This window comes from Streptomyces sp. MB09-02B (assembly GCF_033794485.1).
Classification (GTDB): domain Bacteria; phylum Actinomycetota; class Actinomycetes; order Streptomycetales; family Streptomycetaceae; genus Streptomyces.
The window spans coordinates 1-10,217 of sequence record NZ_JARGEE010000331.1; the positions used below are offsets into that span (position 1 = coordinate 1).

11 protein-coding genes are annotated in these 10,217 nt (G+C 70.3%); 6 read left to right on the top strand and 5 right to left on the bottom strand.

Annotation, left to right across the window (positions count from 1 at the left end):
• Window positions 1-51 precede the first annotated feature (51 nt).
• Entirely contained in the window at window positions 52-1,359 is a 1,308-nt protein-coding gene (locus P1P70_RS33095) for a magnesium transporter MgtE N-terminal domain-containing protein (protein ID WP_319244377.1), read from the bottom strand.
• 176 nt (window positions 1,360-1,535) lie between these two features.
• Between P1P70_RS33095 and P1P70_RS33100 the strand changes: the two genes are divergently transcribed.
• Window positions 1,536-2,294 carry a hypothetical protein gene (locus tag P1P70_RS33100; protein ID WP_319244379.1) on the top strand — a complete coding sequence of 253 codons (759 nt, stop codon included), beginning with the start codon at window positions 1,536-1,538 and terminating at the stop codon, window positions 2,292-2,294.
• Window positions 2,295-2,344: 50 nt separating this feature from the next.
• On the opposite strand, the gene P1P70_RS33105 is transcribed toward P1P70_RS33100, so the two are convergent.
• Window positions 2,345-2,890: a hypothetical protein gene (locus P1P70_RS33105; RefSeq protein ID WP_319244381.1), complete on the bottom strand. Its 546-nt coding sequence runs from the start codon at window positions 2,888-2,890 to the stop codon at window positions 2,345-2,347.
• A 39-nt stretch (window positions 2,891-2,929) separates the two neighbouring features.
• Window positions 2,930-4,054, bottom strand: a complete 1,125-nt coding sequence (locus P1P70_RS33110) for a magnesium and cobalt transport protein CorA (protein ID WP_217182315.1) — start codon at window positions 4,052-4,054, stop codon at window positions 2,930-2,932.
• 534 nt (window positions 4,055-4,588) lie between these two features.
• Between P1P70_RS33110 and P1P70_RS33115 the strand changes: the two genes are divergently transcribed.
• The 4 genes from P1P70_RS33115 to P1P70_RS33130 all read left to right on the top strand — a co-directional run bounded on the left by P1P70_RS33115 (window position 4,589) and on the right by P1P70_RS33130 (window position 7,941).
• Entirely contained in the window at window positions 4,589-5,173 is a 585-nt protein-coding gene (locus P1P70_RS33115; RefSeq protein WP_319244384.1) for a suppressor of fused domain protein, read from the top strand.
• A gap of 252 nt (window positions 5,174-5,425) precedes the next feature.
• On the top strand, window positions 5,426-6,067 hold the full coding sequence (locus P1P70_RS33120) for a DUF6758 family protein (protein WP_319244386.1): 642 nt from the start codon (window positions 5,426-5,428) through the stop codon (window positions 6,065-6,067).
• Between the two features lie 256 nt (window positions 6,068-6,323).
• On the top strand, window positions 6,324-7,181 hold the full coding sequence (locus P1P70_RS33125) for a PHP domain-containing protein (RefSeq protein ID WP_319244388.1): 858 nt from the start codon (window positions 6,324-6,326) through the stop codon (window positions 7,179-7,181).
• Between the two features lie 154 nt (window positions 7,182-7,335).
• Window positions 7,336-7,941 (top strand): MarC family protein, encoded by a 606-nt coding sequence (locus P1P70_RS33130; protein ID WP_319244389.1) that lies wholly within the window; start codon window positions 7,336-7,338, stop codon window positions 7,939-7,941.
• 73 nt (window positions 7,942-8,014) lie between these two features.
• Here P1P70_RS33130 and P1P70_RS33135 read toward each other — a convergent pair whose 3' ends face one another.
• Window positions 8,015-8,167 carry a hypothetical protein gene (locus tag P1P70_RS33135; RefSeq protein ID WP_086755393.1) on the bottom strand — a complete coding sequence of 51 codons (153 nt, stop codon included), beginning with the start codon at window positions 8,165-8,167 and terminating at the stop codon, window positions 8,015-8,017.
• Between the two features lie 236 nt (window positions 8,168-8,403).
• On the opposite strand from P1P70_RS33135, the gene P1P70_RS33140 reads away from it, so the two are divergent.
• Window positions 8,404-9,309, top strand: a complete 906-nt coding sequence (locus tag P1P70_RS33140) for an NYN domain-containing protein (protein ID WP_319244391.1) — start codon at window positions 8,404-8,406, stop codon at window positions 9,307-9,309.
• Between the two features lie 46 nt (window positions 9,310-9,355).
• Here the strand turns inward: P1P70_RS33140 and P1P70_RS33145 are convergent.
• Window positions 9,356-10,217: alpha/beta hydrolase (locus P1P70_RS33145; RefSeq protein ID WP_319244393.1), on the bottom strand; the 862-nt coding region annotated here is incomplete at its 5' end.

Here is a 10,217-nt window from a genome sequence, read left to right on the forward strand (position 1 = left end):
CCTCGCTCTCCCCGCCGCTCCCGCCCCTCACGGGCCTCACGCCCCTCCCGGTCAGGAGCCATCGTCCGCCTCCTGCCCGTCCGCGACGCCGTCGCCCTCGTCCTCGTACAGGTGGAACTCCGTCTCCCGCCAGTCCTCGGGAAGCATGTGGTCCAGCACGTCGTCGACGGTCACCGCCCCCAGCAGCGAGCCGCTCTCGTCGACCACGGGCGCCGCGACCATGTCGTACGTGGCGAAGAACCCGGCGACGGCGCGCAGCGCGGCCTCCGGGTCCAGTGGCTGGAGATCGTCGTCGAGGAGCGAGCTGACCAGGGTGTACGGCGGGTCCCGCAGCAGCCGCTGGAAGTGGACCGTGCCGAGGTACTTGCCGGTCGGGGTCTCGTCCGGCGGCCGGCAGACGTACACCTGGGCGGCGAGTGCGGGGGACAGGTCGGCGTTGCGCACCCTCGCGAGCGCGTCGGCGACGGTCGCGTCGGGGCGCAGCACGATCGGTTCGGTGGTCATCAGACCGCCGGCGGTCTTCTCCTCGTACGCCATGAGCCGTCGTACGTCCGCCGCGTCGTCCGGCTGCATCAGGGTAAGCAGCCGTTCCTGTTCCTCCTCGGGCAGTTCTGCGAGCAGGTCGGCGGCGTCGTCCGGGTCCATGGCCTCCAGGACGTCGGCCGCCCGCTCCTCCTTGAGCTTGCCGAGGATCTCGATCTGGTCGTCCTCGGGCAGTTCCTCCAGGACGTCGGCGAGCCGGTCGTCGTCGAGGGCGGCGGCGACCTCGGCCCGGCGCTTGGGGGAGAGGTGGTGCAGCACATTGGCCAGGTCGGCCGGGCGGAGCTGTTCGAAGGTCGCGAGGAGGTTCTCGGCGCCCTGCCCGTGCTCCTCCAGCGAGAAGCCGGTGACCGCCGACCACTCCACGGTCACGGTCTCGCCCTTGTGCCGGCGGAACGCCCCGCCCTTGCCCTTGCGGACGAAGACCCGGTCGATCTCCCAGTCCCGGCGGGCCGGCAGCTGCTGCACCGAGATGTCGAGGACCGTCACTTCCTCGCCGGTCTCGACGAGGGTCACCCGCCGGTCCAGCAGTTCCCCGATGACGAGGCGCTCGGTGGGACGCTGCTCGAAGCGGCGCACGTTCAGGACACCGGTGGTGATGACCTGGCCCGACTCGATGCCGGTGACCCGGGTCATGGGCAGGAAGCTCCGGCGCCGGGTGGACAGTTCGACGACCAGGCCGAGCAGGCGCGGGGGCTTGCGGCCCACCCTCAGGATGGCCACCAGATCCCGGACGCGGCCCACCTGATCGCCGTTCGGGTCGAAGACGGCGACGCCGGAGAGGTGGGAGACGAAGATCCGGGGCGCCACCGCCGCCATGAGCCGCCCCTTTCCTTCCCGTCGTGAGGGGAATGTCCGCCGAGGACGGCTTCAGGCTAGCCCGTCCCGATCGGATATGCCCTGGTGAGCGGTGCGGACGGACTGGCTCCGTGGTGGGTCGGGAGCCCCGGTACTCTGCGGTAGGCCTGGACTCCCCACGAAGAGGTGCATCGCCTGTGACTGTGATTCCCCGTACCCGAAGGGCCGCACTGGTGAGCGCCGTCTGCACCCTGGTGGTCGGGGGGCTGGGGCTCACGGGGTGCAGCGAGGATCCCAACGAGGGCACCAACGGGGTCGGCAGGCTGGACCCGGCGAAGATCCAGAGCAAGACCAGGGCGGCGGCCACGGCGGCGGACACGGTCCGGCTGTCCGGGGCCGTGGTGAGCAACGGCAGGACCTACAAGCTGGACATGCGCCTGAAGGAGGACGGCGGCACGGGTTCGGTGACGTCGGAGGGCTCCACGTTCCGGCTGCTGAAAGTGGGGGAGCACCTCTTCCTCAAGGCCGACGCGGACTTCTGGGACCACGAGGACTCCGAAAAGGGCGGCGAGCAGGACGAGGACTCGGAGACGGCCGCCGCGGACAAGCTGGACGGCATGTACGTGAAGGTGCCGACCGGCGACCCCGCCTACAAGCGGTTCAGCGGCTTCACCGACAAGGACGTCCTCCTCAACAGCCTGCTCACCCTGCACGGCACGCTGTCCACCGAGGGCCACCACGAGCAGTCCGGCACCCGCACCGTCCGCATCACCGGCGACAAGGGCTCCGGCGGCACGCTCGACGTCTCCCTCGAAGGCACCCCTTACCCCCTCCGCCTCGTCCGCGCCGGCGACGCCGGCACCATCCTCCTCACCGACTGGGGCAAGGACTTCGCCCTGGAGGAGCCGGACGAGAAGTCGGTGGTGGACTACGGCAAGCAACTGCCGACCTCCTGACGGGCCCGAGCCGCGACACGAGGGGCTCCGGGCAGGGGCCGGCCCGGTGCTCAGCCCTTGCGGTTGCGGCGGCCGAAGAGCAGGCGTGGCACCGCCGCCGGAATCGGCTGCCGCGTGGTCGCCGACGTGGCGACCGGGGGCTCCGCCAGATCGCCGTCGGGCAGGGGCAGGGTCGCCCCCGTCGGCCGCAGGCGGAGCACCCGGCACTCGCGGGCCCAACGGGCCGGCATGGCCTCACCGTCGGGGGCGTTGAGGCGCTTGCCCTTGAGTTCGGCCACGGCGGACTCCCACTCGGGGGATTCGGGAGCCAGTTCGACGACGTCCGCCGCCCAGCTGACCAGTCGCCCGCCCTTGTCCTTGCTACGGACGGTCACCACCGCCGAGCCCCCGTCGGCCAGCTCCGGCAACGGCTGCTCACCGGGCCCGTCACCCACCACGCACGCCGCACCCTCGTGCCAGACGTGCCACAAGGCCCGAGACACCCCAACACCCCGGACCCAGATCAGCCCGGACTTCTTGGTGGCCTCTTCGACGAGGGCTTGATCGAAGAGAGCGTCGGCGGTCAGCGCGTCCGCGCCCGGCGAGTCGGCGGTCATGGGGGCAGCCTAACCGCGCCCCCGGCCCGCCCTGCCGGCCTAAAGCCACCCGTTGCGCTTCAGCGTCCGGTGGATGCCGAGGCAGAGCGCGACGGTGACCCCGAGGACCACCGGGTAGCCGTACTTCCAGTGCGTCTCCGGCATGTAGTCGAAGTTCATGCCGTACACGCCGCACACCATCGTCGGTACGGCGATGATGGCCGCCCAGGACGTGATCTTGCGCATGTCCTCGTTCTGCGCGACGGAGGCCTGCGCCAGGTTCGCCTGGAGGATCGAGTTGAGGAGCTCGTCGAAGCCGACGACCTGCTCCTGGACCCGGGCGAGGTGGTCGGCCACGTCACGGAAGTACTTCTGGATGTCGGGGTCGATCAGCCGCATCGGCCGCTCGCTCAGCAGCTGCATGGGCCGCACCAGCGGCAGCACCGCGCGCTTGAACTCCATGACCTCGCGCTTGAGTTGGTAGATCCGGCCGGCGTCGGTACCCCGGGGCGTGCCCTTGCGCCCGGGGGAGAACACCTCCGTCTCCACCTCGTCGATGTCGTCCTGCACGGCGTCCGCGACCGCCACGTACCCGTCGACGACGTGGTCGGCGATGGCGTGCAGCACGGCCGACGGGCCCTTCGCCAGCAACTCCGGGTCGTCCTGCAGCCGGTGACGCAGCGCCCGGAGCGAGCCCTGCCCGCCGTGCCGGACGGTGATGAAGAAGTCCCGCCCGGTGAAGCACATGACCTCGCCGGACTCCACGACCTCGCTGGTGGCGGTGAGTTCGTCGTGCTCGACGTAGTGGATGGTCTTGAAGACGGTGAAGAGGGTGTCGTCGTACCGCTCCAGCTTCGGCCGCTGGTGCGCGTGCACCGCGTCCTCCACCGCCAGCGGGTGCAGCCCGAACTCGGCCGCGATACCGGAGAATTCTGCCTCCGACGGCTCGTGCAGGCCGATCCAGACGAAGCCGCCGTCACGGCGCACCTGCCGGATCGCCTCGTGCGGGGTCAGGTTGCGCTCGAACGAGACGCGCGCGCCGTCGCGGTACACGGCGCAGTCCACGACGGCCGTGGCCGCCTCCGCCGGACGCGTGGCGTCGTACACCCCGCCGTCCTTGCGCAGCGACAGCCGCGAGGGACGGGACGGGCGGACCGCGGCACGCAGGTTGTGGATCATCGACATGAGCTGGCTCCTTCGCAACGAAAGGCCGTCGACGACGGGTGGAACTACCCGGAATGGGGACGTTTTAACTGCGGATGTTTGGCACGTCCACAAAGCGGGGAGCACCGCACCGTCGCGGTGACAGCTTCGCTTGATTCAGATCAAGACGGGAAAGAAGTGCTCTTCCGATGCGCGACGAACGGCGAGCGGCACGACGCGAGTGAGGCGGTAGCCAGCGGAGCGAGAACTACGGCTACGGCCGGAGCTACGGAACTCGAACAGCGGAAGAGCGGGTGGTACTGCCAGGTCGACTTCGGTCCATCGCAGCCCCACCTCCTCCGGCCGGTCCCTCGTAAGGGACGTTCCATACCCCATCCGGGGTTCCCCGTAGGGGAGTCAGTCTTCTCGATACGGGACGCGAAGGCGTGAGAAGCCTTGAGAGCGAGGCTTCTGCGTGCTGCCCGCGTGCTGTCCCGACCGGCGGCCAAGACTAACAGTCGACTGAAGTGTCAAGGTGCCCGTTTGCCGGTTCCTGACGAGTTCTATGCTCGCCCCATGGCTGATGTTCTTCCGTTGGTGGAGGCCCGTTTGCGCACCGCGCTGGGCGAACCGGACGCGCGCGCCGCGGTCACCTTCCTCGGCACGGACCGCATAGAGGTACTCCGTTTCTCCGACGGCGACGTCGTCCGCTACGCCACGCTCGGCATGTCCGCCCAGCCGATGGCCGACCCGACCGCGGTCCTCGCCGACCCCGTCAAGGGCCCCCGCGCCGAACTCGTCCTGTCCGTGCGGCGCGGCGTCGCCGACACCGACAAGGTGCTGCGCCCGCTCGCCGTACTCGCCGCGTCTCCGCAGGTGGAGGGCGTGGTCGTGGCACCCGGCGCGTCCCTCGACGTGGGCGGTCCGCTCTGGCCCGGCGCCCCCTTCACCTCCGTCCTCGTCGCCGAGTCCGGCGGCCTGGTCGAGGACCTCGAACTCGACGCCCCCGCCGACCCCGTACGGTTCCTGCCCCTCCTGCCGATGACCGCCAACGAGGCGGCCTGGAAGCGGGTGCACGGTGCCCAGGCCCTCCAGGAGCGCTGGCTCACCCAGGGGACCGACCTCCGCGACCCCGTCCGCAGGTCGGTCTCCCTGAACTGACGGACCGCCCTACACGACTTCCCGGTGTGATGGACGGCACGCCATGCGTGACCGGAGGCCGTTCGGCAGGTGGCCGAAAACCGCCGCTTCCCTTGGCGGTGTGGGTAGTTGATTCCGTTGGTCGGCCCGACGGGCCGGCAGGCGGCCGTGGACCGGCGTTCGTGCGCGGAACGTGCGCGGAATGTGACGCGCACACGCCGGACGGGTGATCGTCCTTGACGCGAGGAAGCACGGGGAGGACCGTTGGGCCCTATGAGGGGCGAACCCAGTTGCCCGAAGTGTGGTGGCCGGGTCAGGGCTCCCGGCCTCTTTGCCGACTCCTGGCAGTGCACCGCGCACGGGACGGTGCACCCGCTGCAGCCCGTGATCCCGCCCAGCGTCGAGGCCCTCAGCGTCGTGGTGCACCGCGCCAAGGTGCCGGTCTGGATGCCCTGGCCGCTACCCGTGGGCTGGCTCTTCACGGGTGCGGCCTTCGCCGGGGACGACCGCAGCGGCGGACGGGCCACCGCCGTGGCCTGCTCCGGTCCCGGCCCGCTCGGCGGTGTCGGGGAGCTGGTCCTCATCGCGGAGGAGCTCGGTGTCGGACTCGGCGCGCGGTACGCGGGCATCGACGGTCCCGACCCCGGCCCGTACCTGAGCGTCGAGAAGCCACCCCAGGCCAAAGTGCTGGCGGCCGGCCGGCCGACACCGCTGTGGCATGTCACCGGCACGCCGGACGACCGCGCGGTCTTCGCGGGCGAGGCGCTCGGACTGTGGCTGTGGGCGATCGTGTGGCCCGAACAGACGGGACTGCTGATGTACGACGAACTCGTGCTGACGGACCTGCGGGACGCGGGAGCGGAGGTGGAACTCCTGCCGTGCGGAGCCCTCTCCCCGCGCATCCTGGAGCCGTAGGGGCGTCTGCGGGAGAGGGGTAGGGCGAATGAGTCAGGGGTGCGGGGAGCTGCGCGACCGGCCCCCCATCGAGCACCCGGCCGCCCGCGAGACCACACGTCCCGACCCGTGAGGCGCCCGTTGCAGCCGCTTCCGTCCTCGCTACCGCCTTCGCCCCTGTAGGGGGCACTCCCCGGTTTTGGGTGTGACAGGGGTAGTCCAAAAGGACGCTATCCTTGAGCGTCCGCTTCCCTTCCCCGCGCCTGGAGTCCGAGTCGTGCGTATCGATCTGCACTGCCACTCCACGGCCTCGGACGGCACGGACACCCCTGCCGAGCTGGTACGGAAGGCGGGGGCGGCCGGTCTGGACGTCGTCGCGCTGACCGACCACGACACCACGCGCGGGCACGCCGAGGCGATCGCCGCGCTGCCGGAGGGGCTCACCCTGGTCACCGGCGCCGAGCTGTCCTGCCGACTCGACGGCGTCAGCATGCACATGCTGGCGTACCTGTTCGACCCCGAGGAGCCCGACCTGCTCGCCGAGCGCGAGCTGGTCCGGGACGACCGGGTCCCGCGCGCCCGCGGGATGATCGCCAAGCTGAACGAGCTGGGCGTGCCGGTGACCTGGGACCAGGTCGCACGGATCGCCGCCGGCGGTTCCGTGGGACGGCCCCACGTGGCGACCGCACTCGTCGACCTCGGCGTCGTACCGACCGTGAGTGACGCCTTCACCGAGCAGTGGCTCGCCGACGGAGGCCGCGCCTACGTCGAGAAGCACGAGACGGACCCCTTCGAGGCGATCCGCCTGATCAAGGCCGCAGGTGGTGTCGCCGTCTTCGCCCACCCCGCCGCCGTCAAGCGCGGGCGGACCGTACCGGAGTCCGCCATCGCCGAGCTGGCCGCCGCCGGACTCGACGGCATCGAGGTCGACCACATGGAGCACGACCCGGCGACCCGGGCACGGCTGCGTGGACTGGCGAAGGAGCTGGGGCTTCTCGCCACCGGTTCGTCGGACTACCACGGCAGCCGGAAGACCTGTGTGCTCGGCGAGTACACGACCGACCCCGAGGTGTACGGCGAGATCACCCGGCGGGCCACCGGAGCGTTTCCCGTCCCGGGGACCGGCGGGAACTAGCTGGTCCCTCGCTCGGCGCGGCACCCCGGACGCATGGTGCCGCTGCCCACATCTTCCGCCCCGCGGAACGTTCGCCCACAGATGAGCGGCTCGGTCGCCGGCGTCTGTCAGGGCTCCCCCTCGTTCGTCCTCCTCCTTCCCACAAGGCACCCCTGTGTTCGATCTCGCCGTCTTCGGCTCCCTCTTCCTCACCCTCTTCGTGATCATGGATCCTCCCGGGATCACCCCGATCTTCCTCGGACTCACCGCCGGGCGGCCCGCCCGTACCCAGAAGCGGATGGCGCTCCAGGCCGTCTGTGTGGCCGGTGGAGTGATCACGGTCTTCGGGCTGCTGGGGCATCAGATCCTGGACTATCTGCATGTGTCCGTGCCCGCGCTGATGATCGCGGGCGGATTGCTGCTCCTGCTGATCGCGCTCGATCTCCTGACCGGCAAGACGGACGAGCCGAAGCAGACGAAGGATGTGAACGTCGCGCTCGTCCCGCTGGGGATGCCGCTGCTGGCCGGACCCGGTGCGATCGTGTCGGTGATCCTCGCGGTGCAGAAGGCGGACGGAGTGGCCGGTCAGATGTCCGTGTGGGCCGCGATCCTGGCGATCCACGTCGTGCTGTGGCTGACGATGCGGTACTCGCTGCTGATCATCCGGGTCATCAAGGACGGCGGTGTGGTCCTGGTGACGCGGCTCGCGGGCATGATGCTCTCCGCGATCGCCGTCCAGCAGATCATCAACGGCGTCACCCAGGTCGTACAGGCCTCCTGAGGGGAGCCCCACCTAAAGAGCCCCGTACGGCGTCGTGCCGTACGGGGCTCCGAAGTGTGAACGGATCCGCGTCCTATGAGGCGGTCACGTCGGCCGGGCGGATCCAGAGGCGCTGCCCGATGGCGGCGGCCTGCTGCACGATCCGGTTGACGGAGGCGGCGTCCACGACGGTGCTGTCCACGGGCGTGCCGCTGACATCGTCGAGTCGCAGAATTTCGAAGCGCAAGGGCTTCTCCCTTCGTCTGGTCATCCTCCTGAGGAGAACTACTGGTGGTGGCTCACGGGTCGTCGGTGCCCGTGTTCCATCAGGAGTCAACGGTATGCGCGTGACGAACATTCCCTACGCTAAGGAAATTTTTCGAGAAGCTAATTACTAGCCGGTAAGCGGTGTGGTGGTATGTCTACCTGGAAGCAGGAAGACTGATTGGGACCGGTTGTGTTCGCAGCGTGACCGCCGGGACAATGGCAGTGATGAACGACGACCTCACGGCGCTCGGCGCCCGCATCGACCGTACGAACGAGCTGCTGCACCGCATGCTCGCCGAGGTGGCGAAGACGCCCTCGACACACGCGATCTTCGTCGATGCCGGGTACCTGTACGCGGCCGTGGGACGGCTCGTCGCGGGGACGGAGGACCGGCGGTCCTTCGATCTCGACGCGGAAGGGCTCATCGACGCGCTGATCGACAAGGCCCGCACGATCTTCGCGGACAGCCGGCTGCTGCGGGTCTACTGGTACGACGGGGCGCGCCGCCGCATCCATACGGCGGAACAGCAGTCGATCGCCGAACTGCCGGACGTGAAGGTCCGACTCGGCAACCTGAACGCGAACAACCAGCAGAAGGGCGTCGACTCCCTGATCCGCACCGACCTGGAGTCACTGGCCCGGCACCGCGCGATCAGCGACGCGGCCCTCATCGGCGGCGACGAGGACCTGGTCTCGGCGGTCGAGGCCGCTCAGGGGTACGGGGCGAGGGTCCACCTCTGGGGCATCGAGGCCCCCGAGGGCCGCAACCAGGCCGAGCCCCTGCTCTGGGAGGTCGACAGCCAGCGGACCTTCGACCTCGACTTCTTCAAGCCGTACGTGTCACGGCGGGCCGCCGCCACCTACGACGCCCCCACCGGGGCCCGCCCCACCCGGGAGGACGTCCGCTTCGTCGGCGCCCAGATCGCCGCGAAGTGGCTCGCCTCCCGGGGCCGCGAGACCCTGCAGGAGCTGCTCCACGGTCACCCGTACCTGCCCGGCTCCGTCGACCAGGACCTGCTCGTCGAGGCGGAGGGCCTGCTGCAGTACTCGCTGCGGGGGCAGGCGGACCTGCGACGGGCGCTGAGGGACGGCTTCTGGGAGCACCTGCGGGCGCAGTACTAGGGCCCGGGTCGAACCGGGCTCGGCGGGTCCCCGTTCCGGCTGTTGCTCACCGGGCGAGCCGGTCCCAGAAGCCGATGAGGGCGTCGGCCGTCGCCTTCGGCTGATCGGTGTTGGGGGAGTGCTCGGCGTCGCGGACGACGGTGCGGTGGGCATGCAGCCGTACGGCCATGTCGTCGAGGATCGGGATCGGCCAGGTGTCGTCGCGTTCACCGGAGAGGACGTGCTTGGGCAGGTCCACGGCGGCGAGTTCGGCGACGCGGTCGGGTTCCGCGCAGAGTTGGCGGCCCGTGGCGATGAGCTGCGCGGGTTTGGTGGCGAGCCAGCGGCGGCGCAGGTCGGCGCGGTCGTCCAGGCCCGCGTCGAGGGCGCCCGTGTCGGCCTCCTCCGGCTCCGGGGCCTCCATCGCCTGGATGGCGTCCCACACCTGCTCCATGTCCATCACGGCCAGGGCGTCCCGCAACAGCTTCACGCGCTGCTGCTGGCCTGCCGAAATCTGGGCGGGGCCCGAGGCCATGAGGGTGAGCGAGGCGAAGGGGGAGGCGTTCATCAGCACGGCGGCGCGCGAGATCTGGCCGCCGAGTGAGTGCCCGACCAGATGCAGGAGGCCGCCGTCGCTCACGGCCTGCGCCTGGGCGAGCAGGTCCTTGGCCAACTCCGCCTGCGCGTAGGGAGCTTCGTCGTCCTCGGCTCCCGGGCTCTCGTACTGCCCACGCCCGTCCACGGCGACCGTGCGGTACCCGGCCGCCGCCAACGGCTCGTGCAGCGCGATGAAGTCCTCCTTGCTCCCCGTGAACCCGGGCACGAGCAACACACTCCCCTTCACCGCCGTCCCCGCCTCGATCACGGCGAACTCTCCACGAGCGGTACGCAAACGGTGGGCGCGGGCGCCGGGGGGCGGGGTGAAGGAG

Bases quoted from the DNA above. Each gene is read 5' to 3' on its own strand.
- P1P70_RS33095 (WP_319244377.1), bottom strand. From the start codon at position 1,359: ATGGCGGCGGTGGCGCCCCGGATCTTCGTCTCCCACCTCTCCGGCGTC.
- P1P70_RS33105 (WP_319244381.1), bottom strand. From the start codon at position 2,890: ATGACCGCCGACTCGCCGGGCGCGGACGCGCTGACCGCCGACGCTCTC.
- P1P70_RS33110 (WP_217182315.1), bottom strand. From the start codon at position 4,054: ATGTCGATGATCCACAACCTGCGTGCCGCGGTCCGCCCGTCCCGTCCC.
- P1P70_RS33115 (WP_319244384.1), top strand. From the start codon at position 4,589: ATGGCTGATGTTCTTCCGTTGGTGGAGGCCCGTTTGCGCACCGCGCTG.
- P1P70_RS33120 (WP_319244386.1), top strand. From the start codon at position 5,426: ATGAGGGGCGAACCCAGTTGCCCGAAGTGTGGTGGCCGGGTCAGGGCT.
- P1P70_RS33140 (WP_319244391.1), top strand. From the start codon at position 8,404: ATGGCAGTGATGAACGACGACCTCACGGCGCTCGGCGCCCGCATCGAC.